This window comes from Nocardia sp. NBC_00403 (assembly GCF_036046055.1).
GTDB lineage: Bacteria > Actinomycetota > Actinomycetes > Mycobacteriales > Mycobacteriaceae > Nocardia.
Window position 1 is genome coordinate 2,488,113 of record NZ_CP107939.1, and the last position, 23,705, is coordinate 2,511,817.

The 23,705-nt window shown below is 66.6% G+C and carries 16 protein-coding genes; 10 read left to right on the forward strand and 6 right to left on the reverse strand.

Annotated features, from left to right (window positions below; genetic code table 11):
* Nucleotides 1-47: 47 nt before the first annotated feature.
* Nucleotides 48-4,889: an ATP-dependent helicase gene (locus OHQ90_RS10875; RefSeq protein ID WP_328409654.1), complete on the reverse strand. Its 4,842-nt coding sequence runs from the start codon at nucleotides 4,887-4,889 to the stop codon at nucleotides 48-50.
* 142 nt (nucleotides 4,890-5,031) lie between these two features.
* Here OHQ90_RS10875 and OHQ90_RS10880 point away from each other — a divergent pair, with 142 nt between their 5' ends.
* Entirely contained in the window at nucleotides 5,032-5,577 is a 546-nt protein-coding gene (locus OHQ90_RS10880; RefSeq protein ID WP_328409656.1) for a histidine phosphatase family protein, read from the forward strand.
* Here the strand turns inward: OHQ90_RS10880 and OHQ90_RS10885 are convergent.
* Nucleotides 5,567-6,196 carry a TetR/AcrR family transcriptional regulator gene (locus OHQ90_RS10885; RefSeq protein WP_328409658.1) on the reverse strand — a complete coding sequence of 210 codons (630 nt, stop codon included), beginning with the start codon at nucleotides 6,194-6,196 and terminating at the stop codon, nucleotides 5,567-5,569. The genes OHQ90_RS10880 and OHQ90_RS10885 overlap by 11 nt on opposite strands.
* Before the next feature lie 69 nt (nucleotides 6,197-6,265).
* Between OHQ90_RS10885 and OHQ90_RS10890 the strand changes: the two genes are divergently transcribed.
* Together OHQ90_RS10890 and OHQ90_RS10895 are read left to right on the forward strand one after the other, a co-directional pair.
* A complete protein-coding gene (locus OHQ90_RS10890; protein ID WP_328409659.1) occupies nucleotides 6,266-7,213 on the forward strand; it encodes a patatin-like phospholipase family protein in 948 nt (315 codons plus the stop codon).
* Entirely contained in the window at nucleotides 7,210-8,049 is an 840-nt protein-coding gene (locus tag OHQ90_RS10895; protein ID WP_328409661.1) for an SDR family oxidoreductase, read from the forward strand. The genes OHQ90_RS10890 and OHQ90_RS10895 overlap by 4 nt, the downstream gene beginning before the upstream one ends.
* Nucleotides 8,050-8,072: 23 nt before the next feature.
* Here the strand turns inward: OHQ90_RS10895 and OHQ90_RS10900 are convergent, their stop codons facing one another.
* Both OHQ90_RS10900 and OHQ90_RS10905 read right to left on the reverse strand, forming a co-directional pair.
* A complete protein-coding gene (locus OHQ90_RS10900; protein WP_328409663.1) occupies nucleotides 8,073-8,447 on the reverse strand; it encodes a DUF3761 domain-containing protein in 375 nt (124 codons plus the stop codon).
* Nucleotides 8,448-8,692: 245 nt separating this feature from the next.
* The gene (locus OHQ90_RS10905; protein WP_328412766.1) at nucleotides 8,693-9,850 is read right to left on the reverse strand and encodes a lipase family protein; all 1,158 of its coding nucleotides are present in this window, start codon (nucleotides 9,848-9,850) and stop codon (nucleotides 8,693-8,695) included.
* A gap of 771 nt (nucleotides 9,851-10,621) precedes the next feature.
* Between OHQ90_RS10905 and OHQ90_RS10910 the strand changes: the two genes are divergently transcribed.
* The 3 genes from OHQ90_RS10910 (at nucleotide 10,622) to OHQ90_RS10920 (ending at nucleotide 16,539) form a co-directional block, all read left to right on the forward strand.
* On the forward strand, nucleotides 10,622-14,107 hold the full coding sequence (locus OHQ90_RS10910) for an indolepyruvate ferredoxin oxidoreductase family protein (protein WP_328409665.1): 3,486 nt from the start codon (nucleotides 10,622-10,624) through the stop codon (nucleotides 14,105-14,107).
* A 243-nt stretch (nucleotides 14,108-14,350) separates the two neighbouring features.
* Complete coding sequence (locus tag OHQ90_RS10915; protein WP_328409667.1) at nucleotides 14,351-15,478, forward strand: acyl-CoA dehydrogenase family protein; 1,128 nt, start codon at nucleotides 14,351-14,353, stop codon at nucleotides 15,476-15,478.
* 269 nt (nucleotides 15,479-15,747) lie between these two features.
* Nucleotides 15,748-16,539, forward strand: coding sequence for an SAM-dependent methyltransferase (locus OHQ90_RS10920; RefSeq protein WP_328409669.1), 792 nt, complete (start codon nucleotides 15,748-15,750; stop codon nucleotides 16,537-16,539).
* Between the two features lie 30 nt (nucleotides 16,540-16,569).
* Here OHQ90_RS10920 and OHQ90_RS10925 read toward each other — a convergent pair whose 3' ends face one another.
* On the reverse strand, nucleotides 16,570-17,610 hold the full coding sequence (locus OHQ90_RS10925) for a hypothetical protein (RefSeq protein WP_328409671.1): 1,041 nt from the start codon (nucleotides 17,608-17,610) through the stop codon (nucleotides 16,570-16,572).
* A gap of 418 nt (nucleotides 17,611-18,028) precedes the next feature.
* On the opposite strand from OHQ90_RS10925, the gene OHQ90_RS10930 reads away from it, so the two are divergent.
* A complete protein-coding gene (locus tag OHQ90_RS10930; protein WP_328409673.1) occupies nucleotides 18,029-18,865 on the forward strand; it encodes an alpha/beta hydrolase in 837 nt (278 codons plus the stop codon).
* Nucleotides 18,866-18,887: 22 nt separating this feature from the next.
* Here the strand turns inward: OHQ90_RS10930 and OHQ90_RS10935 are convergent, their stop codons facing one another.
* Nucleotides 18,888-19,487: a TetR/AcrR family transcriptional regulator gene (locus OHQ90_RS10935; protein WP_328409674.1), complete on the reverse strand. Its 600-nt coding sequence runs from the start codon at nucleotides 19,485-19,487 to the stop codon at nucleotides 18,888-18,890.
* Between the two features lie 55 nt (nucleotides 19,488-19,542).
* Here OHQ90_RS10935 and OHQ90_RS10940 point away from each other — a divergent pair, with 55 nt between their 5' ends.
* From OHQ90_RS10940 to OHQ90_RS10950, 3 genes are all read left to right on the forward strand, one after another.
* Nucleotides 19,543-20,901 (forward strand): flavin monoamine oxidase family protein, encoded by a 1,359-nt coding sequence (locus OHQ90_RS10940; RefSeq protein ID WP_328409676.1) that lies wholly within the window; start codon nucleotides 19,543-19,545, stop codon nucleotides 20,899-20,901.
* Between the two features lie 282 nt (nucleotides 20,902-21,183).
* Complete coding sequence (locus tag OHQ90_RS10945) at nucleotides 21,184-21,705, forward strand: TetR/AcrR family transcriptional regulator (protein WP_328409678.1); 522 nt, start codon at nucleotides 21,184-21,186, stop codon at nucleotides 21,703-21,705.
* A gap of 68 nt (nucleotides 21,706-21,773) precedes the next feature.
* Complete coding sequence (locus OHQ90_RS10950; RefSeq protein WP_328409680.1) at nucleotides 21,774-23,702, forward strand: alpha/beta fold hydrolase; 1,929 nt, start codon at nucleotides 21,774-21,776, stop codon at nucleotides 23,700-23,702.
* Nucleotides 23,703-23,705: the final 3 nt, after the last annotated feature.

Here is a 23,705-nt window from a genome sequence, read left to right on the forward strand (position 1 = left end):
AGAATGGGCGGGTGCGGAGTGGCTGGAGCTGGTCACGACGTAGTGGGTCATGGTTGCCTCCGCAGGCGGAGACCGCGTGGTGTTTGTGCGAAGCCTGCCTCGGCGAGAAAGCCGGCGAAGGTGTTGCCGTGCACGGATTCTCCGTCGACCTTGTCGATCACCAGCGAGTCGACGCGGCGGTCGCGGACCAGACCGGCCAGCGCGGTGGCGGCGGTCTGGCGCGCGTTCGGATCCTCGGTGAACGTGAGCAGCGTCTTGCCGCCGCGTTCCAGGTAGAGGGTCAGCTCGCCATCGATCAGTACGACGATCGCGCCCGCCTTCCGGCCGGGCCGGTGGCCCGCGCCTTCGGCTGATCCCTTGGGCCATGGCAAAGCTGCGCCGTACGGATTGGCCGGATCGCTGGCCGCCAGCGCGAGCGCGGAGCCGGTGTGCTGCCGGTCCTTGGTGATGTGCGAACGGTCGGTATCGAACGAGCGCAGCCGGTCGACGACATCGGTGGTGGAGAACTGCGCGCCGCCCAGCGAATCGATGAAATAGCCGCGGCGACAACGTCCACGGTCCTCGAACTCGGTGAGCACCCGATACATGAGCGCGAATCCGCCGGGCACACCTTCGTTCTGGACCGAACCACGGGTCAGCACGCCGTAACGCTCCAACAACATGTCCGCCGTCGCATGCGCGCGAACGGTGTTGTCCGACACTCGATCCGGCAGCAGCGACCACCGGCCCGCGACCGCGGGTGGCCCGGACCGCGTCGGCGTGCTCGGTCGTGGCAGGTAGACGCGGCCCCGTGGCGCGCGGCGTGGCATACGGTGCGCGGTAGTCGTGCGTGCGGTGCCGGACAGTAGTGCGCGGACCGGCGCGAAAGTGTCACCCGCGACGACGCCGGCCCACACCAGCTCCCACAGTGCGGCAGCCACTTTCGCGTCATCCAGCAGCCCGGTCGAGTCGGAGAGGTGGCGGAAGAAATACGCGCCGCCGCCCTGCGATATCGGCGGCAGTCGCAGTGACGGCGAGCTGCCGTCGGCCACTGCACGATGTCCGGCGGCCGTGTCATCGGCCGATACCGTTGGTTCGACCGATGCTGTGGCCTCGATCGGCGTCCACGGTGCGATCGATGCGCCGAGTGCGGTGAGCAGGCGCAGGTGCACCTCGGACAGCTCGATGTCGTCGGTGGGCGGCAGTGTGAAGGGTGCTTGGTCGGCCAGGTGCAGGGCGATCCAGCCGTCCTTGGCGGTGATGGCGCCGTGACCGGACCAGATCACTTCGCCGGCGGCCATCAGTTCGTCGAGCATGGCGGGGGAGTAGTCGCGGACCCGGGCGGGCAGGATCAGCGATTCCCAGGCCGAGGCGGGGATCGGCACGCCCGCCAGTTGTTCCACCACGCTGGCGACGCCGTCCACACCGCGCAGTTCGCCGGTGCCGATGTGCTGCCAGGCCGGTAGGAAACGTCCGAAGGCCGCGGTGGCGACCGGCTCGACCTCGTGCCGTGCTGCGGCCAGTGAGCGGCGACGCAAGCGGCGAAGGACCTGGGTGTCGCACCATTCCGAGCCGCTGGCCGCCGGGGTGAATTCACCTTCCACCACACGCTTTTCGGCAACGAGGCGATGCAGGGCGGTGGCGGCGACGGCGGTGCCGATGCCGAATCGGGCGGCCACCGCCTCGGTGCCGAACGGCCCGTGGGTGCGTGCGTAGCGCCCGACCAGATCGCCGAGCGGGTCGGCGACCGGTTCGATGAAGGCCGCGGGCGTGCCGATCGGCAGTGGCACCCCGAGCGCGTCGCGCAGCCGAGCGGCGTCCTCCACCGCCACCCACCAGGTGCGGCCCGCGAAGGTAACCTCCAGCGCCCGACGCGCTTTCACCAGTTCGGCGAACCATTCGGCGGGGTCGGTATCCGATCGGGCGTCATCGGCGCGAGAGCTGCTCGCTCGGTCCGGATCGGTATCCGGATCGGTGTCGTGTGCGCGGACGCACCGCGCGGTCGCCTCGTCGGCGGTGAGCGGCCCGAGCAGGCGCAACAGGTCGGCCAAACCTTCGGCATCGCGGGCTCGGCGTTCCGGGGTCAGCCGTTGCAGTTCCCGCTCGGTCTGCTCGATGATCGCCGCGTCCAATAGTTCGCGCAGCTCTACCCGGCCGAGCAGTTCCGCGAGCAGGCTGGAGTCCAAGGACAGTGCCGCGGCGCGGCGCTCGGCGAGCGGGCTGTCGCCGTCGTACATGAACTGCCCGATGTAGTCGAACAAGAGGGCGTTGGCAAACGGCGACGGCGTCGCGGTCTCCACCTCCACCAGCTGCAGTTGGCGGCGCGCCACCCGGCCGAGCAGATCGCGCAGTGACGGCAGATCGTAGACGTCACGCAGGCATTCACGCACCGTCTCCAACAGGATCGGGAAGTCGGGGAACTTGCGCGCCACATCCAGCAGCTGCGCCGAGCGCTGACGCTGCTGCCACAGCGGGGCCCGCTTGCCGGGATCGCGCCGTGGCAGCAGCAGCGCCCGCGCGGCGCACTCCCGGAAGCGGGAGGCGAACAGCGCGGAACCGCCGACCTGCTCGGTGACGATCTCATCGATCTCGTCGGGCTCGAACACGAAAAGCTCTGCGCCGGGCGGATCATCGGTGGTGTCGGGCAGCCGCACCACGATGCCGTCGTCGGAGGAGGTCGGGCTGGCGTCGACACCGAATCGCTCGCGCAGCCTCGCGCCGATGGCCAATGCCCATGGTGCGTGCACCGGCTGCCCATAGGGCGAGTGCAGCACCAGCCGCCAGTCCCCGAGCTCGTCGCGGAAGCGTTCCACGATCAACGTTCGATCGGTGGGCAGTTGACCGGTGGCGGTGCGCTGCTCCTCGAGCAGGGCGAGCAGGTTGGTCGCCGCGTTGTCGTCGAGGCCCGCGCCCCGCACGATCTGCGCGAAGCCTGCGCCTGCGCCATTGTGCGACGAATCGGCCACACCCGCCGCCGTCGCCGCGACACCGGTCTTACTGCGCGACGGTCGCTTCCGAGGCGCGTCGGCAGTAGCGGTGGTGCGCTGTGCAAGGGCCGCGGTGGAGTCTTGTCCGGCTTTGCGGATGAATTCGCCCAATGCCGCGCCGAGTTCCGCAGGGCGGCCGAGTCCGTCGCCGTGCCAGAACGGCAGGCGGCCCGGCTGCCCGAACGCGGGGGTCACCAATACCCGGTCGAAGGTGATCTCCTCGATCCGCCAGCTGGTCGCACCGAGGGCGAAGACATCGCCGACGCGGGATTCGTACACCATCTCCTCGTCGAGTTCGCCGACCCGGGAGGCCTTTTCGCCGACCATGTACACCGCGAACATGCCGCGGTCGGGGATCGCGCCACCAGAGGTCACCGCGAGTCGTTGCGCGCCCGGCCGCCCGGTCAGTGTGCCCGCGTCCCGATCCCACACCACTCGCGGTCGCAGCTCGGCGAACTCGTCGGAGGGGTAGCGGCCGGACAGCAGATCCAGAACCGACTCATAGGCCGAGCGCGGCAGCGCCGCGTAACTGCCGGTACCGCGCACTGTTTCGAACCACCCGTCGACGTCGATCGATTCGAGCGCGCACGCGGCGACCGTCTGCTGCGCCAGAATGTCCAGCGGATGCGCTGGGATCTGGATCGCCTCGATCTGTCCTGCGGTCATGCGCTGCGAGGCGACCGCGCAGTGGATCACGTCGGTGCGATGCTTCGGGAACAGCACGCCGCGGGAGATCTCCCCGACCTGGTGTCCGGCGCGCCCGATCCGCTGCAAGCCGCTGGCCACCGAGGGGGGCGCCTCCACCTGCACCACCAGATCGACTGCGCCCATGTCGATGCCGAGCTCGAGACTGCTGGTGGCCACCACGCAGCGCAGTCGGCCGCTCTTGAGGTCGTCCTCGATGAGCGCGCGTTGCTCCTTGCTCACCGAACCGTGGTGCGCCCGCGCAAGTAGTTGCCCGGCGCCATGGATCACTTCCGTGGACGCCCCGAGCAGCGCGGGCGGCTTGTGCTCGGTTTCGACGGGCTCGCCGATGCGCGCCGCGTAGGTTTCGTTGAGCCGCGCGGTGAGTCGTTCGGCCAGGCGCCGGGAGTTCGCGAAGACGATGGAGGAGTGGTGCTCGAGCACCAGGTCCACGATCGCATCGTCCACATGTGGCCAGATGGAACCCGGCTGATCGGAGTCGCCCGGCTCGGTCATGTCCGCCACCGGTACACGCACCGACAGATCGAAGGTCTTCGGCGCGGGCGGCGACACGATGGTGATCGGCGCATTGCCGACCAAGAATCGTCCGACCTCCTCGGGCGGCCGCACGGTCGCCGAGAGACCGATCCGCTGCACCGGGCGCTCGGTTATCAGATCCAGCCGGGCCAGCGACAACGCCAGATGCGCGCCACGTTTCCCACCCGCAATGGCGTGCACCTCGTCCACTATCACCGTGTGGACATCGCTGAGGGTTTCGCGCGCCGCGGAAGTCAGCATGAGGAACAAGGATTCCGGTGTGGTGATCAGGATGTCCGGCGGTGTGCGCTGCATCGACCGCCGGTCTGCCGCGCTGGTGTCGCCCGACCTGACCCCGACCGTGATGGCAGGCGGATCGAGGCCGAGCCGTCCAGCCGTCTGCGTGACACCGACCAGCGGCGCGCGCAGGTTGCGTTCCACATCGACCGCCAGCGCTTTGAGCGGTGACACATAGAGCACCGAGGTGCCGCGGCCAGCGGGCTTGCCTTCAGGTTTCGGCCGGCTCGCGAGCTGATCGATCGCCCACAGAAACGCCGACAACGTCTTTCCGGACCCGGTCGGCGCCACCACCAACGTGTGCTCACCTGCCGCGATGGCCTTCCATGCGCCCAGCTGAGCGGCGGTCGGCGCGGGAAAGGCCCCGTCGAACCACTCCTGGGTCGCGGTGGAGAACTGAGCCATGGCACCAGTCTGCACCCGGGCACCGACAACTCATCCGGCCGTGCAGGTAACCCGGCGGCGACGTCCCCGTCCTGCCAACTGTCCGAGCGAAGGCGGAGCAATCGAATAACGGCCACCTCCACCGCGCCGTACGCTTCCATCCGTGCAAAAGGTGCTCAGACTCGACCTGGTCAGCCATGGTATGACCGAGGCGATGCGAAAGGCACGCTTTCCAGTCGACGAGTCGCTCACCGAGGCGGGCCGCAGGGCAATTGCCGCGTGCGGGCCGCTCACCGCCGCCCGAGTCCTCACCGGCCCCGAACGCAGGGCCGTGGAAACCGCGGCCCTGATGGGACTGCCCGGCGAGGAGGACACCCGGCTGCGCGACCTCGACGCGGGGGCGTGGCGCGGTGGCGAGTTGATGTCGGTGCCGCAGGACGAGCTATACGCCTGGCTGACCGACCCGCAGTTCCGCGGCCACGGCGGTGAATCCGTGGTGGACGTGGTCGAGCGGACCAGATACTGGATGGCCGAGATCGCCTCCGAGGGCATGTCCACCATCGCGATCACCCATCCGGCGGTGATCAGGGCGGCTTTGCTCGTCGCCCTCGACGCGCCGCCGAAATCGTTCTGGCGGATCGACATTCCGCCGGGCAGCGTCACCCGGCTGCACTACCGCGGTGAGTGGACGCTGCACTTCACCGCGTGAGCGTGCGCGGTTGCGCACGCAGCGCCCCGCCGCCGGAGGTCACCAGTAGCCGCACGGCATCGGTGATCAGCCGGGCCGGGATCGATGGATCGATGGCGCGCTGCATGCCGAGGCCGATACCCATGCTGAGGATCGCGCTCGCGGCTTCTTCCGCGGGCATCGGCAGCGGAATTCCGACCGTGTCGGACAGACTCTGCACTTGCGTGGCGACGGCGCCGCGCACCATGGTGAGGCTGGACACCAGCGCGGCCCGCAGTTCGGGATCGTCGCGAGCGACCGTGGCGAACTCGAATTCCAGCAGGGTCCAGCCGACGTCGCCGATGGTCCGTTCGGCCCATTCCTGGAAGCGCTCCAGCTGATCATCCAATGTGTTGCCCGCCGCGATCAGGTCGGTGACCTCTTGGAATTTGGTGGCATGGATGAGCCCGAGCACTTCGAGGCCGAGTTCCTTCTTGGTGCGGAAGTTCGAGTAGACCGCGCCCTTCGAATAGCCCGCTTCCTCGGCAACCCGCTCCAGGCTGGTCTTCGCGTAGCCCTCGGCCAGGAAGAGGTCGCGTGCGGTGGCGATCAGGTCCGCGCGGGTGCGGGCCTGGCTCTCGGACCGGGTCAGACGTGCCATGCGGATGATTCTACGTACCGATGGATTTCGGATACCGCAGGTATTTGGATTCTGCTAGTGTTTGGAACTATGGGTAACAAAAACGGGTCACAGCGGCGTGGCCTGGCCATCGGATGCGGTGGCACACTCGGCGCCGCCTGGATCGTCGCCGCGCTCGCCGCGACCCGTGACGTACTGGACTGGGATCCGCGTGCAGCGGACGTGTTGATCGGCACCTCCGCGGGCGCGGAGATGATGACCATGCTCGGTAGCGGCATCGGGGTCGACGAGCTGGTCGCGATGCAACGCGGCACCTCGACGAATCCGATTCTGTTGGCGCACATGCGGTCCGAACCCGGGCGCTTTCCGCCGCTGCCGCGCCCGCGGCTCGGCTCGCTGCGACTACCCTTACGCCGCAGCGAGTCCGGGCAGGCGCTGCTCACCGCGGGCAGTGGCCTGCTGCCGGTCGGTGGCGGTGACCCGGGTTGGTTGCAGCAACTCGCCGAGCGGTTGAACCCGGGCCGCACCTGGGTGCCGCACCCCGCGACCTGGCTGGTCGCCATGGATTACGCCACCGGGGAACGCGTCGCGTTCGGGTCGCCCGACGCGCCCGAAGCCACGCTGGGCGAGGCGTTGCGGGCGTCGTGGGCCGTGCCCGGCTGGTTCCCGCCGGTCCCGATCGCGGGTCGCCGCTTCATCGATGGCGGCGCGGGTTCGACGGCATCGGTGGACCTGCTCATCCCGGACAAGCTGGACGAGGTTGTTGTGCTCGCCCCCATGGCCTCGACCGGGAAGATTCCGGCAACCGGACCCGGTCACTTCCTCGAGCGGCAGCTGCGAAGCCGCATGAGCGCCCAACTCGATGCCGAGGTCGCGGCATTGCGCGCGGCGGGAACCACGGTGCTGCGCATCGACGCCACCGCCGAGGATCTCGCGGTGATGGGCCCCAATTTCATGGACGGCCGCCGCCGTCTCGACACCTTCGAACACAGTCTGCGCAGCACGCGCCGGGCGCTGGAACAAGGAGCTTTCGCGTGAGCATTCTCGGACACGGTTACCCCGACTTCGACCTGAAGGGCGCCCGGGTACTCATCACCGGGGCGGGCCGCGGCATCGGCCGATCCGCGGCAGAACTGTTCGCCGCCAAGGGCGCCGAGATTGCGATCGCCGACGTCGACACCGCCGCAGCCGAATCCGCCGCGGCCGCCATCGGCGCGCGCGCCTACGAACTCGATGTACGGGCACGCGACCAATGGGACAAGGCGATCGCCGACTTCGGTCGCATCGACATCCTGGTCAACAATGCGGGCGTCATGCCTGCGGGCGCCTTTCTCGACGAACCGGATGCCGTCGGCCGTGCCACCATGGATATCAATGTGTGGGGCCTGATCAACGGCATGCGCGCCGTGGTCCCCGGCATGATCGAGCGCGGCCACGGCCACGTCGTCAATGTGGCCTCGCTGGCGGGCAAGATCCCGGTGGCCGGTCTCGCCGTCTACAACGCGAGCAAGTTCGCCGCCGTAGGTCTCTCGGCGGCAACGCGTTTGGAGTTCACGCCGCACGGCGTCAGTGTGAGCTGTGTGCTGCCCTCGGCGGTCCGCACGCGTCTGTCGTCGGGTTTGACCCTCGGCAAGGGCATGCCGACCGTCGACCCCGAAGATGTCGCCGCCGCCATCGTGCACACCGTCCACACCCGCAAAGCCGAGGTCGCGGTCCCCAATTACCTCGGCCCCATCGACGTCGCCCTCGCGGCCGCCCCCGAACGCGCAGTCCGCGTGGTGCGCAAGCTCTTCGACGGCGACCGTGCCCTGCACCCCGCCGACAACGAGACCCGTGCCGAGTACGAGGAGCAGGTCCGCTCGATCACCGAGTGACCCGCCTGCCGGCCTGGATGCGGTCAGAGCCAGGTCGCAACCTCGCCGTGGCCCGAGCAGGTCCCGGAGCGGTTCTTGCTGAAGCTGTAGGTGCCGTCCTTGCACCGTGCCGTCGCTCCCGGTGGTGGGGCGGCAGCCGATTCCGGGCGGTGCACGCACTGGTCGTAGGAATTGAGGTAGGAATTCGGCCCGCACGCGGCCGGACCGTGCTGCGGCGCGGGCAGGATCGCCGCGGGCGGGAGGTAGTCCGTGGTTGCGGGTGGCGTGGTCGGCGGTGTCGAATCCACTGGGCGAGGCGCTGTGGGAACGGTCGGCGACGGCACCGCGGCGGTTGCCGTAGTAGTCGGTGCGGCGGTGGTTGTCTGCGGCGCGACGCCGGCGGACGAAGCGGTTGTCACGCCGCTTGTCGAGGTCGCGGGAGACGAACAACCGCCCAGCAAGAGCGCGAACGACCCGGCGACGGTGACACTCGCGAACACGAGCGTGCGAAAACTGTGCGACATGTCTTCTCTACTAGGAACTCCAGGCCGGTCGACGAATGCTGCGATGCCTGGGGTACCTGCTTCATCGACCTGGACGACGGCTCGTTACCAACGAAAAGCGGCCCCGGAGAACGTCTCCGAGGCCGCCTCGTGGTGAGTGCTCAGCAGCTGGTCGGTACCGGGTCGCCGCGGAAACGGGCTTCCACGTAGTTCCACGCGTCGAGGAAACCGGCGACGGCCGTGGTCATGTGTTCGGCGATGTCGTAGGGGCGGAACTCGACCGGGGCTCCGGCGCGACAGTATCGGTCGGCTACCTCGGCCACCGGGTTGAAGAAGGTGAGCTCGTCGAAGCGGCCCTGCCATATGTATGTCGGAACCGTCGGGATGCCGGGGAAGTGGCGCAAGCTGTTCTCGCGCAGGACCTCCCGCGCTTCGGGGCTGTCCATCAGGCTCTTGGACGCCGCCATCTGCTCGGCGCTGCGGAACGCGCCGTGGAAGAGCAGGAATCGGCGGCAGGCGTCGTGGGTGAATTCCCGGAACCACAGGCCGTTCGGGTTGAGCTGATCGGAGATCGGCAACCGGTTCGGGTATTCGCGTTCCAGGCCCATGGCCGCGGCGAAGGCCAGGCCGAATCCGGGGTGCGGATTGAAGCCGAGTGACAGCGCCATCTCTTCGAGGTCGGCGGGGATGCCGCCCGCGACCGCGGCGGTGAGTTTCAGGTCGGGGGCGTAGGTGGGCTGCAGTGCCGCCGCCCACGCGGTGGCCATGCCGCCGCCGGAGTAGCCCGCGATGGCGACCGGTGAGGTGGACAGACCGAGTTCGGTCACTTTCTGCACCGCGCGGACGCTGTCCAAGGTCATCATGCCGCTGAGCTTCGCGGCGCCGTAGGCCGAGGTGGGGCCGAGGTAGTCGGGCAGCGAGACCGCCCACCCGCGACCGATGGGGAGCATGGCGCCGGGCGCGTCCTGTAATTCGCCGTTGAACAGCGATCGCGACGGGTTGCACTGGGTGCCGAGGGAGTTGATCAACGCCTGGTAGGAGACCAGCGGCGGGTTCTTTATACCGACGGGAAGCAGGACGGTGGTCACCCCCATGACGGGGCCGCCCTGCGAGTTCGTGGAGCGGAACGCGACCTGCCAGCCCTCGGTTCCGATGTAGAACGCGGTGTCGATCTTGCGGGTCCGGACCACGTCGCCCGGGTGCAGCGCCTCCAGTTCGGATGGCGCCGTGTAGAAGGGATCGGGATCAGGGGTGGGATACAACGGCTGGGCATTTGCGGGCACACCGAGCAGGCCGAGCGAAACGATACTCAACAACAGGACCGCAATCCTGAAGGGAACTCTGGACAAGGCATTCCTTCGATGGGGCAGCCGCCGCGGCGAAGCAGACCTCAGGCAGCAACGCCCCAGGGCTCAGCGCATCGGACGGACCGGCATTACACGGGGAAACGCAGCGAACCTCTGCGTTCACTGCGTAGACGGAAAGGAGGAACCGGCAGCCGGACCGAACGAGCCGATCGCGGCAGGCTGTCGCACCTCCTTCGGCTCGTGGGCTGCCGGTGTCCGCCGTAGGCGACACCATCCGATGCGACAAGTTATCGTCGACCCGACGAAAACGACCACACCGTGCTGCTGAAACTGTCAGTTTCACAACCTAACCCATGTGAGCTTGGTCAAGATCACATGGAGGCCGAATAGTTGCCTAGTTGTGGCAGCCGTGGCCGAGTTCCGCTCGAAGCCGGGATGGTCGGTCGAACCGACCGCGCAGCGCCGACGAAATCAGCGTGCGGTGTCCCTGAGATAGCCGAGTGTCGGCTGCGGCTCGAGATCGGCCGCCACGGATGGCGGTGGGCCAAGCACGGGGTTCCACGCGGCTGCGACGAAAATCCGCGGTCCGTGCGTAGCGTGGTCACGGTCACACATACCTCACATCCTGCATAGGCCGCGCCCACTCTGTATTGGTGAGATTGCGCACTTTGCTCAACTTTTTTCACCACTATTGTGCGTTTGGGCCTTCGAAGACAGGATGACGGCACCAAGTGCTCAACGAAGCGAAGCGCCTGATCGGCGCTGAGCGGATGGGTGGACTGCATGACCGAGCTCGCTGACCGCGAACTGATCTCAGCCCCGTACGACCTCGCCGACCGCTACCGGGTCGGCGCCGGAACCGTCGTCCTCACCGGCGTCCAGGCGATTGCCAGACAGCTGGTCGAACAGCATGTGCGCGATCTGCGCGCCGGGCAGCGGGTCGGCACCTTCGTCTCGGGGTATCAGGGCAGTCCGCTCGGCGGCGTCGACAAGATGTTGAACGGCATGCCGAACGTTCTTGCCGAGCACGATATTTCCTTTGTGCCGGGGCTGAACGAGGAAATCGCCGCCACCTCCGTGTGGGGGAGCCAGGCCGATCTGCCCGCGGGCACCGCGACGCATGACGGCGTAGTCGGGGTCTGGTACGGCAAGGGGCCCGGGCTCGACCGGGCCACGGATGCGTTGCGGCACGCGAATATGTACGGGGTGAATCCGCGCGGCGGCGTGCTGCTGCTGGTCGGCGACGACCCCGCCTCCAAATCGTCCACCGTGCCCGCGGTCAGCGAGCGCTCGCTGGCAGCTCTGAATATCCCGGTGCTGTTCCCGCGCAATGCGCGCGAGATCGTCACCATGGGTCTGCACGGTGTCGCACTGTCCCGCGCTTCGGGATGCCTGGTGGCGCTGAAGATCGTGGCGGATGTGGCCGACGGTGCGTGGACGGTCGACGGCTCGGTGGGCGATATCGCTATCACCGTGCCGGAAATCGACTGGGAGGGTAGGCCGTTCACCTATCTGCAGCGGCCGATGGCGGCACCGGCGGACAGCGTGATCGCCGAGGCAGATCTGTACGGCCCGCGCTGGGAAATCGTCAAGGCCTACAGCGCACTCAACGAGCTGGACGTCATCGAGGTGAACCCGGCCCGCGCCACCCTCGGCATCGCCGCAACGGGAACCACCTTCGACGCGGTGCGTCAGGCCCTCATCGACCTCGGCGTCGACGATGCCGCGCTACAGCATGCCGGCGTCCGGCTGCTGCGCATCGGGATGCCGTATCCGATTGCGCCCGAACGGGTCCGGCAGTTCGCCGATGGTCTTTCGCGCATCGTGGTCGTCGAGGACAAGACCGCCTTCATCGAAACTCAGATCCGGGAGATCCTGTACGGCACACCGGACGCGCCGCAGATCATCGGCAAGCGCGATGCCGATAACCGGCCGCTGTTCAGCCAGGACGGAGAACTCACCACCGGCCGCATCGTTGCGCCACTGCGCCGTGCGCTGCAGGGGCAGCTCGATATGAAACGACCACTGCCGCAACCACTGTCGCTGTCGGTGCTGCCCGCCAAGCGGGCCGCCTACTTCTGCAGCGGCTGCCCGCACAACCGATCCACCGCGGTGCCGGAGGGCTCACTGGCCGGTGGCGGCATCGGCTGCCACACCATGGTGACCATGTCGGGTCGCGACGACAGCAAGGTCACCGGGCTGACGCAGATGGGCGGCGAAGGCTCGCAATGGATCGGCCAGGCGCCGTTCACCGACGTGCCGCACCTGTTCCAGAACATCGGCGACGGCACGTATTTCCACTCCGGGCAGCTCGCCGTGCAAGCCTGCATCGCCGCGGGTGTCAACATCACCTACAAACTGCTCTACAACGACGTCGTCGCGATGACCGGTGCGCAGGACGCGGAGGGCGCGCTCGCGGTGCCGATGCTGACCCACAAGCTCCGTACCGAGGGCGTGCGGCAGATCATCATCTGTGCCGACCAGCCGAAGAAGTACCGCAAGCGCGATCTCGCCGCGGGCACCCTGCTGTGGCACCGCGATCGGCTCGACGAAGCACAGCGCGCGCTGCGGGAAGTCCCCGGCGTCACGGTGCTCATCTACGACCAGCACTGCGCCGCCGACGCGCGCCGCCGGCGTAAGCGCGGCACCCTGCCGGTTCGCCGCACTCGGGTGGTCATCAACGAGGCGGTCTGCGAGGGCTGTGGCGACTGCGGCGTCAAGAGCAACTGTCTGTCGGTCCAGCCGGTCGACACCGAATTCGGCCGTAAGACCACAATCGATCAGACCTCCTGCAATACCGATTACAGCTGCATGGACGGCGACTGCCCTTCGTTCGTCACCGTCGAGCTCCCGGAGCCGACGAAAGCGAAGCGTGCCGGGACCAAGCGCGCCGAGACCAAGCGCGCCGAGCCGCCGGTGCTGCCCGAACTCCGGGACACGACACCGACGACGACCCAGAATGTCTTCCTGGCCGGCATCGGCGGCACCGGCATCGTCACGGTCAACCAGGTGCTCGCGACTGCCGCGCTGCGCGCAGGCTACGAGGTGGCGAGCCTGGACCAGATCGGTCTGAGCCAGAAGGCCGGACCTGTCGTGTCACACCTGCGGTTCGCGTTCGGCGAGCTGGAGCCCGCGAACCGGCTGACCCCCGGTTCCGCGGACTGCATCGTGGCTTTCGACCTGCTCACCGCCACGGACAACAAGAACCTGGCCTATGGCTCGAAGGCGACCACCGTGTCGGTCGCTTCGACGAGCAGGACTCCGACGGGTGACATGGTCTACGACAAGTCCGTCGCGTACCCCGATGAGGGCACGCTGCTGTCGCGGCTCGAGCAGGTGTCGCGCTCGGTGCGTTCGTTCGACGCACTCGCCGCTGCGGAGGTGCTGTTCGGCAACACCTCCGCGGCGAACTTCCTGATGGTCGGCGCCGCCTATCAGATCGGCGGCCTGCGCCTGCCCGCCACGGCGATCGAGGAGGCCATCGAGATCAACGGCGTCGCCGTGGCCGCCAACATCGCGGCATTCCGCTGGGGTCGGGTTGCGGTGGAGCGCCCGGATGTTTTCACGGCCGCCACCACTCGCAAGCAGCGCAAGCGTGCCGAGATCGACATCCCCGCAGACCTTTTCGACGGCGTGACCGCGACGGGGGAGACCAGGCGTCTGCTCGAGCTGCGCGCTGTCGAGCTGATCGGTTTCCAAGGTGTCCGCGTCGCCCGTGCCTATGTGCGAACGGTGCAAGACATCTGGGACGCGCAGCACCGCGTCACCGACCGCACCGAATTCAGCGAGCAAGTTGCCCGTGGCCTGTACAAATTCACCGCCTACAAGGATGAATACGAGGTCGCCCGCCGCCTCACCGACCCGGCGTTCCTCGACGATGTGGCCGACCAGCTCCCCGAAGGTGCCAACCTCACCTACCGCCTGCACCCGCCGGTGCTGCGCGCCATGGGCCGTAAGAAGAAGATCGGCCTCGGGCCACGTAGTCACCTGGTGCTGCGTGCGCTCGCCAAGGGAAAGCGGCTGCGCGGCACCAAGTTCGATCCTTTCGGCTATGCCCACGTCCGCCAGGTGGAACGCGCCCTGCTCGCCCACTACACCGAGATGGTGACGGCGCTCGCCGCCGACCTCGACCCGGCCGGCTACGACCGGGCCGTCGAAGCGGCCGCCCTCACCGACATCGTTCGCGGCTATGAGGACATCAAGCTCGCCAATGTCGAGCTGTATCGAAATGGCCTGCGCGAACTCGGCATCGAGCCGCCGCAGGTGTAGTAGGCAACGAACTGCTGCCTTCCGACCGTTGACGGCCGGTCCGAGGCAAGCAGGTAACGGCCCAGGCCGGGCGGTGTGCAGCCGTCTCGCCTGGGCCGTCACGGTAGCGGAGCTCCGCGGGTGTCGGGCCGCCGGACAAGCGGCGGGTTTCTCGATTTCCCGCTCTCCGGTGCACTTGCGCTGCGTACCCTGATCGACGAATCGCCGCGCGATCGCGGAACCCGTACTACCGGAGAGTGTTTCGTGACCACTGCGCAATTCCCAGGCCCGCTGCGCGATGTCGAGCGCAAGATCCTCGACCGGATCGTCGAGCTGGCCGTCGATTTCGATGCCGCCGCCGCGGACTACGACGAGCGCGCCGTGATCGCGGTCGAGCATCTGGACGCACTCCACGACGCCGACGTCGATCGGGCGGTGTTGCCCGAGCAGGTGGGGGGTCTCGGCCTGAGCTACCTGGCTTTCGGGCAGTTGGTGCGCATACTCGCCAAGGCCGATCCTTCCACGGCGACGATCTGGGTGATGCACGCCGGAGCGGGTGTTGCGCTCGCCGAGTTCACCCGGGATTCATTGGGCTCGTTCTTTGCCGACGAATTCCTCGCCGGCAAGCGGTTCGCGAACGCGTTGTCGGAGCCGGCGAGTGGAAACCGTTTCCTCAATCCGCAACAGGAGGCCGTCCCTGTCGACGGTGGCTGGTCGATCACCGGCGCCAAGCGCTTCGTCTCGGCCGGCGAGATCGCCGATTATCTGCTGGTCAATGCGCGTGTCGACGATGTGCCGACCTTCTTCGGCGTGATCCCCGACGCCACGGTGTCGGTCATCCCGATCTGGGACACCTTGGGTCTGCGCGCGACCCGCAGCCAACTGCTCTCCTTCGACAACACCGTGCTGCGCGCCGAATATCGTGGCCGCGCACCGGGTCCCGGCGATTTCGCGGTCATCCCGGCGGGACTGCCCGCGATCTCCCTCGGCATCGCCGACGCCGCGCTGGACGCGTTGATCGCGCACGCGCGGTCGCGAGTGATCATGGGCAGGCCACTGTCGCACCAGCAGTGGGTGCAGTTCGACGTGGCCGACGTCGAGATCCGGCTCGCCGCCGCACACGCGCTCTACGACCGTGCCCTCTGGGAGGCCGACAACGGCGTCCCTGCCTTCTTCCCGAACTTGGCCCGCGCCAAATATCTCGCCAACAAGGTGGCGGTGGACGTCGCGCAACTGGGCGTCCGTATCGGTGGCGCTTCCGGTTACCTCAAACAGTCTCCGATCCAACGCCATCTGCGGGATGCCGAAGCAGGCCAGCTGATGGCCTACTCGACCGAGGTCCTCGCGGGGGTGGTGGGCAAACAGATTCTCGGAGTGGCCGAAGACGAGTGAGTATGTGTGCGTCACAGTCGCGGAATGGTCTGCCCGCCCGGTGCTGAGGGTCCGCCCGTTGCCGTGCACGCGGAGAGGACCCGCAGGCCGCTGAGACGGCCCCTTGTTCTGGGTGGAAATTGCTCGAATGTTCACCACTGCTTGCGGTTTCGGGATTGCTTCCGGTATTCGGTGGATGCGGCGCACCTCGTGACGTGGCGAAGGTAGTGTCGGCTCACCGAGCATTCCGGGTCCGCGGTAGCGCTCGTCGAGATATCGAGGGAGGTGTTGTGCCGGAGGCTGAGCGAGTGCCGTCGGGTGCCGACCCCACCAAGCCGAATGCGGCCCGGGTGTACAACTACCTGCTGGGCGGCAAGGACAACTACGAGGTCGACCAGATGGTCGCCCATCGCATGCTCGCTGTCGCGCCGGACACCAGGACGCTGGCCTGGTTCTGCCGTCAGTTTCTGCTGCACTCCGTCCAGTCGGCTGCCGAGGCCGGTGTTCGACAATTCATCGATATCGGCGCAGGCATCCCGATTTCACCCAATGTGCACGAGGTAGCCCAGCAGGTCGATGCATCGGCACAAGTGGTGTCGATCGACTACGACCCGGTTGTGTACGCGCACGGCAACGCGCTGTTGGCCGGTGTGCCGGGCGTATTCCCGATGCTGGGTGACATTCGCCGTCCGAACGACATCATCGAGCGGTTGCGGACCGAGGCCCTGATCGATTTCGACAAGCCGGTCGCGATTCTCATCGTTGGCGTGCTCCACTTCGTGATGGATGACGAACATCCGGCCGAGATCATCAGGGTGCTGCGGGACGTGCTGGCGCCGGGCAGTTACCTGACTTTCACGCATGCATCGGACAACACGCACGCGGACTTCATCGAGCGGTCGTCGAGTGACACAGTCGGTAGTTCCGCTCAGGTCCGCTATCGCTCGCCGGCCACCGTGGCCACCTTCCTCGATGGTTTCGATGGGGTCGGACCTGGTCTGGCGCCGGTCCAGGAATGGCTCGGCGACGACCTCCCGAGCACCCGGGTGGTGATCTTGGGTGGCGTCGGTCGAAAACGCTGAGGCTTGCAGCGACAGCGCACGACCATCCCACTAATCTGTGGCGGCAAGCGTGTCGGAGCGTGCCACCAGCGCATCGGCTATCGGGCGTGGACGGCGGCCGAGGCCGCACGCGGTGGCAACGCCGTCGACCGGACGGCCCAATGCCTTCTCGATCATGCGCAGTGTTTCGATTTGTGCTGCGAGGGCGGGGCTTTCGTGCACGAAACCAGCGAAGAACCTGGTGCCCGCGCCAAGAGACAAGCCCGCGAGCGGTGCATAGAATTCGGGTTTCGTAGACGGCGGTATGTCTCCCGCCGCGAGTGGGCCGTGAATGTACTCCAGCGGGCGCCCCGAAGGCCAATGTCGGACAATGGAATTCGCCAGATACACGAATGGTCGGGCATCACGCATCGTGATGCGTGCCTTGTTGCGCATGCTGCCGAGGCACATGTGCACGCCGAATCGAGTTCCCGCCGGGGCCTTCGCGGCCAGTGCCGCGATGCCCTTACCTAATCCCAACGCCGCGTTGATCGGCTGCTGGAGCGGCTGTGCCTGTGCCATGAGCACCATTTCGGCAGTGGCTTCCAATTGCACGACGACGTCGTCTCCCGCTAGGTCGTGGACGGCGGCGATGTCCCGCAAGGTTGCGTCGCTGAACGCTTGCCGGTGCGACCGGATACCGGAGGCGCCCATCGCTATGAACGTCAGTGTGAAATCGGTGGGCATCCCGACCTGAAGTGCGAGCTCGGGCAGGCCGCGGGCCGCCCGTAGCCGTTCGAATATCGGAAGTGCCTCTGTCGCCTCTTCCAGATACCCGAGGCGCATCATGTCGCCGGTCAGTTCGGCGCCGCGCGCAGCACGATGGATGGTCCGGTCTCGACTCGAGCGCCAGGTTCCGATCTTCTTCACTTCCAGCGCGCCCTGTGACACGAGCTCCTCGATGATGGGCTGGATGTACCACTCGTAACGACGAGTCTCACCCGTCGGCAGTGTCAGCAATCGAGCACCCGCGCCGTCGAGCATCGCCCGCATTGCGGCGTCTGTGCTCTCGGCCGGAAAACTGCCAACGAAATGCGCGGTCCGCACGCTCATGTCGTGCATCGTAGAGCGCACGCTGAGGGCTTGTCTGCCAACCGGATTCGAACCGGACGCGTAGCGGATTTCGGATGCGGTGACAACGGTGTTCGATGCGACATCACCAACTTCCATGATGTCGCGGCTGCCCTTGCGTGTCGCCCGCAGCGCGCTATACCGTGCCTGATTGATAGCCGAGCAAGGATGTCGGTCGGCGGTCCTTGCGCACCGCCATAAGGGAGCGCGTCGCGTGCGAATCTCAGTCCGGGCACTGGCCACAGCAGCGGCGGCGACACTGATGTGTCTCACATCCGGTGTTGCTCGTGCCGATCAACCTGCGCCGTCGGACCACTGTCGGGAAATCTCGTTTCCGGCAGCGCAGGGCACGGTGGCCGCCACGTTGTGCTTGCCATCGGACGGACCTACGGACACCGTCATGGTGTTGATGGCGGGGTCCAACTACAACCACACGTACTGGGACTTTCCCTACGCGCCAGAGAATTACAGTTTCCGGCGCGCCATGAATGCGGCTGGTTACGCGACACTGGTTGCCGATCGGCTCGGAAACGGAGCGAGCAGTAGGCCGCCGAGTGGGTCACTGACCGCCACCGCCACCGCGGAAGCCCTGCACGGCTTGGTCCAGGGCCTACGTCGTGGACTTTCGAGCGCGCAGCCCTTCGGCAAGGTCGTCATCGGCGGTCATTCGCTGAGCTCCGGTACCTCGGTCATGGAGGCCACCGCCTATCACGATGTCGACGGTGTACTGCTCACCGGGTACTCGCACGCGCTGAACATTCCCGAAGTCCTCGGCGTGATCAGCACCTACCATCAGGCTGCGGCAGATCCTGAATTCGCGGGCCGTGGACACGATTCGGGCTATCTGGTCACCCGACCGGGCGCCCGCGAACGCGATTTCTTCGGGCCGGGCAATGTCGACCCCGAGGTGCTCGCCGTCGATGAAAAGACCAAGGAAGCCTTCTCGCTCACGGAGTATCCCGACGGCTTGACCTCTACTCTCCCCGGCATGTCCAGCTTCATCACCGCGCCGGTCCTGCTTGTCAACGGCAGCATGGACCGTTTGTCGTGCGGTCCTGGTTACTCGGTGTGCGTCGATACCGCGACACTGTTGGCCGCGGAAGCGCCGTACTTTGGTCCCGCAGCGCGGCTACGGACCTTTGTGCTGCCGGGTAGTGGCCATTCGGTCAATCTCGCACGCAACACTGCCGACTACCACGCGGCCGTGATCGGCTGGATGAAGTCCATCGTCGGGTGAGTGCGGTTAGCTGGGTTCATCGTCATTCGGCTTCGCGGCGTAGCGAGCTGATCATGCCGAGCGCGATCTGGCCCGCTTCGCGTCGCAGTTGATCGTCTGTGGTGTCGGCGAGGCTCCAGGCCAGTTCGGTGAGCAGCCCGTAGATGGCGCGGACTGTGAGCTCGGGCGATCGAGGTCGGAAGACACCGGCTCGGATCAGCTCGTCGACCAGGTTGCGGATCAGGCCGACCATGTACCGCTCGTCGAGTTCGCGCCATCGGTCCCAGCCCAGGGCGAACGGCCCTTCCTGCAGCACGATGCGCTGATAGGCCACGTCGGTGCATTCGTCGAGGAACACGTTCAAGGCGCGGACCGCGGTGTCCCAGGGGTTGCCCGGTTCACCGAGCGCACTCGTCAAACGTTCGGTCAGCTCCTGTTCGACCTGCTCGAACACGGCCTCGAACAATCCTTGCTTACCGCTGAAGTGGTGGTACACGGCTCCGCGCGTCAGGCGGGCGGCCCGAGCGATCTCGTCGGCGGACAGTTCCGAGTACCGCCGTTCGATGAATAGCCCGCGGCCCGCCTCCAGCAGGGCCGATCGGGTGGCTTCGGCGTATTCCGCACGTCGTCCCTTGACAGTCACGGCGACAAGACTACCCTCACATACATCGTGTATCTGAAATGTAAGGTGTATGCGAATGTCGGATCTCAAAGATGTGATCGTGGTGGGGGCCGGGGCGGCCGGACTGACAGCAGCCCGCGCGCTCACGGCGGCCGGACGCGATGTCGTGGTGTTGGAGGCCCGGGAGCGAGTAGGTGGACGAACCCGCAACGTCGAGGTACCGGGCAGTGACATGTACGTGGAAGTCGGCGGCATGTGGGTCGGCCCCGGCCAGGACCGGGTGCTGGCATTGCTGACCGAACTCGGGTTCGCGACGTACCCGACGCACGATCAGGGCGCGAACATCGGCGACTTCGGCGGTCGCGTCAGCCGCTTCCGGGGCCGAATGCCCCGGCTGAACCCGCTCGTGCTCGCCGATATCGGCCTCACGCAGCTGCGACTCGATCGCTCGGCTCGACGCGTACCCCTGCAGGCACCGTGGACGGCGCCCCATGCCCGGGAACTCGACGGTCAGACCTTCGGCACGTGGCTGCGCAAGCACTCGCACACCGCCACCGGACGCGCGTTCTTCCGGCTGGTCACCCAGGCGATCTGGTGCGCCGAACCGGACGAAATGTCGGCTCTGTGGGCGCAGTTCTACATCCATTCGGGCGGCGGCGTCGACTCATTGATCAACACGACCGGCGGTGCGCAGCAGGACAGGGTCGTCGGCGGCACACAGCGACTGTCGATCGTCATGGCCGAGGAGTTGGGCGACCGGGTCGTCCTCGGCGCCGCGGTGACCGAGATCGACTGGAGCGACGACGAGGTTCGGGTGCGGGCCGGGCGGCGGCAGTGGCGGGCACGGCACGCGATCATCGCGGTCCCGCCTCCGCTGGTGAGCCGAATCCGATTCACGCCGGACCTGCCCGCCGAGCGCGCCCAACTGCTCCAACGTCTGCCGATGGGCTGGACGATCAAGGTCAACGCGGTCTACGACGAGCCGTTCTGGCGCGCACAGGGTCTGTCCGGGCAGGCCAACAGCGACCGGCGCGCGCTCGGCACCGTCTTCGATGCCGGTCCGCCCGGCGCCGACCCCGCAGTCCTGGTCGGATTCCTCGAAGCCACCCATGCCCAAGCCGCGGCTCGCCTGGCGCCGAAAGAACGCCGCGACGCGGTTCTCGACGACCTCGCAGCATATTTCGGCCCCAAGGCGCGCAGGCCGGTCCACTACATCGAGCAAGACTGGGCCACCGAAACCTACAGCCGCGGCTGTTACGGCGCCTTCGCGACCCCATCGACTTTGACGCGCTTCGGACCGGAGTTGCGCCGCCCGACGGGCTCGCTGCACTGGGCCGGCACCGAAACGGCGACCCGCTGGGCCGGATACATCGACGGCGCGGTCGAATCCGGGCAGCGCGCTGCGCGCGAAATTCTCACCGCAACCAATCCGTGAGCATCCCCAGCCGATCGAACGGCCACCGCAATTCACCGACAAGTCAATCGGTTTCACCAATAAGTCGATACCAATGACGCCTGAGCGGACACCTTGCAGCCGATGCCGACCACGGTGCTGCTCCAGCAACAACACCAACAGGGCGCCGCCGACTGCCGACTGCTGCTCTATCCCTCGGCCACATCATGAGTGGTTGACATAATTATGCAGACCGGTCTAGCGTGTTGTATGGCCACAAAGGGAGATACGACGCGAGCGCGGATGGTTGAAGCGACTCGATTGATGGTCGAGGCGAATGGATACCACGGCACCGGACTGAAGCAGGTGCTCGAGCTGGCCGAGGCTCCCAGAGGCTCGCTCTACCACCACTTTCCCGGCGGTAAGGACGAGCTGGTCGGCGAAGCCCTCGCCGTGGCGGGCAGGGATGTCGATCGCATGGTCAAGGAGTTGGCGCTACAGGCGCCCACCCTCGGCGATCTCGTGCGAGCGATGCTGGAAACACTGGCAGACAGGATGGTCGCCGCCGATTACAGCAAAGGCTGCCCAGTGGCCACCGTGGCGCTGGAGGTAGCTGCCACCAACGACGCCCTGCAACCGATCTGCGGCGGCATCTACGCAGGCTGGCAAACAACGCTGGCAGATGCCCTGCGCGCCGACGGCCACGACCCGGCCGAAGCGGATGAACTCGCGACGACAGCGCTCGCCCTAATCGAAGGTGCGCTGGTGCTAGCGCGTGCCAGCCGCAGTCGGATCCCCGTTGAGCGGGTCGGACGGCGCATCGCCAGGCTACTCACCAAAGACTGACGATCGCACGGGATTGGCGACGTCTTCAATTTCAACATAATATGTAGATCGGTCTAGATAGGAATGAGATGGAAGAGACCTTGAATAGCGCTCCAGACGCGGTGGTATTCGGCGCGACGGGCCTTATCGGCAAGTGGACAGTGCTACATCTCCTGGATCAGGGCCGTGCGGTCGCTGCCGTTATTCGCAATCCGGCTCAGAGACGCACGAATACCGAGAGCGAGCCGATAGGAAGCCGGGAGGACGAATTGCGCGTGTGGCTAGGCGATCGTGGCGTGGTCGCCGACCGACTCACGGTTGTGTCCGGCGATTTCACGAAAGGCACAGACCTGGGACTGAGTCAGGCGGATGACGATCGACTGGCTGGTATCCGGGATGTTTTCAACGTTGCCGGTATATATCGGTTCGGGCTGCAACGTGAGGAGGCAAGTGCTGTAAATGTCGCGGGTGCTCTCAACGTGTTGTACTGGTCCGCGACCCGTCGTGCCCTCCGTCGACTGATCCATGTGTCCGGCTATCGAGTCGGATCCGACCCTGAACCGCGGTATCCGCTTCCCGAAGAAGAATTAGCGAAGCTCTACCAGGGCAAAGGAGCCTATGAAGGTTCCAAGACCGAAGCGGATGCCGCCATGCGGGTGATCGCGGCGCAATCGGGTGTCCCACTGACTGTGGTGAATCCCAGCAGCGTGATCGGTCATTCAGAGACCGGCGAGGTCGGTCAGTACCTTGGTTTGGCTGAAGTGGTCCGCGATCTGTGGATGGGGAAACTCCCAGCGCTTCCTGGAACCGCCCGTACCTTCGTGCCCGTGGTCGCCGTCGATCATTTCGCAAAGTTCATGGCCGCGATTCCCGATTACGATCCGGAGCCTGGCGGTCTGCACTGGGTGCTCGATGCGAACACGCCCAACCTGCCCGATATGGTGCGGCTGCTGGCCGGCCATCTGGGCTTGCGTGCACCCAAAATGCAAGTGCCAGTCGGGCTGATCCGCCGCCTGCCAACCGCATTGACCGGTGCAAACCCCGAAACACTGTCATTCCTCTCCGAGGACCGTTACGACACGACCTCGACCGATAAGGTCGCCCGAGCCGCAGGGCTCCAGCAGCCCCGAGTCGAGACTGTCCTGCGCCGCTGGGCCGACCGGTTGGTATCGGATGGCTTCGGGGCGACGCCGACGGATTTTCCCGGCGGCTTCCATGAAGTCGGCGGATCTCGGACTTTTGTCGCCGGAGACAGAAATTCGCCCGATTTCGTTCTCCTGCATGGAATTCCCCTTGACAGTGATTCATGGCAGGGAGTGATCCGCGAATTGGACAACGAGCGCGTTCTCGTCGCCGATCTGCCCGGACTCGGCCGTTCGACCGCTACAGCGGCGACACCGCTGGAGTGGGTCAGCGACCTGCTGAAGCCGGTACGAACCCGCCCCATTCTTGTCGCCCACTCAGCGGCCGCCGCGCCGGCACTGCGCTATGCCGCCGCCCATCCCGAACGCATCACGGCCGTGCTCGTTATCTCCCCGTACTTCCTCCAAGCGCGGCCCAACTGGTTGCTCCGTACACCAGTGCTCGCCGCACCACTCCTCAGGAGGATGTCGGCCGACCGTTTGGCGAGCACTCTGCTCGGCGACAGCGGTGCCCTTTCCTCAGAACACATTCGTCGGGCCATCGAAAGCGCGCAAAAGCAACTGCAACGACCTGGCGTCGCCCGCCGAGTAGCCGACTGGCTCCGGGCTGCGAACCAACGCCCGGAACGCGCTGCTCTCCAGGCACTAATCGACGGAACCGCACCGTTCCCTGTCCACATCATTGCCGGATCTCTTGATCCGCTGATCGGTGATTCCAGCGAGGCCACCGTCGTGACCGTCACCGACAGCGGGCATTACCCGCAACTCACGCACCCTTCAGACATTGTTGCCACGATGCGGAGCATTGCCGACCGCTCGATCCGCAGTTCTGCGTCCAGCCCAAGTAGATCAATCCCCGTCGAATCGCAGGATTAGACC

Excerpts from the sequence above, each read along its gene's own strand:
- OHQ90_RS10910 (WP_328409665.1), top strand. The coding sequence starts at position 10,622 with ATGACCGAGCTCGCTGACCGCGAACTGATCTCAGCCCCGTACGACCTC.
- OHQ90_RS10940 (WP_328409676.1), top strand. The coding sequence starts at position 19,543 with ATGTCGGATCTCAAAGATGTGATCGTGGTGGGGGCCGGGGCGGCCGGA.
- OHQ90_RS10890 (WP_328409659.1), top strand. The coding sequence starts at position 6,266 with ATGGGTAACAAAAACGGGTCACAGCGGCGTGGCCTGGCCATCGGATGC.
- OHQ90_RS10945 (WP_328409678.1), top strand. The coding sequence starts at position 21,184 with ATGGTCGAGGCGAATGGATACCACGGCACCGGACTGAAGCAGGTGCTC.
- OHQ90_RS10950 (WP_328409680.1), top strand. The coding sequence starts at position 21,774 with ATGGAAGAGACCTTGAATAGCGCTCCAGACGCGGTGGTATTCGGCGCG.
- OHQ90_RS10930 (WP_328409673.1), top strand. The coding sequence starts at position 18,029 with ATGGTGTTGATGGCGGGGTCCAACTACAACCACACGTACTGGGACTTT.
- OHQ90_RS10885 (WP_328409658.1), bottom strand. The coding sequence starts at position 6,196 with ATGGCACGTCTGACCCGGTCCGAGAGCCAGGCCCGCACCCGCGCGGAC.
- OHQ90_RS10925 (WP_328409671.1), bottom strand. The coding sequence starts at position 17,610 with ATGAGCGTGCGGACCGCGCATTTCGTTGGCAGTTTTCCGGCCGAGAGC.
- OHQ90_RS10875 (WP_328409654.1), bottom strand. The coding sequence starts at position 4,889 with ATGGCTCAGTTCTCCACCGCGACCCAGGAGTGGTTCGACGGGGCCTTT.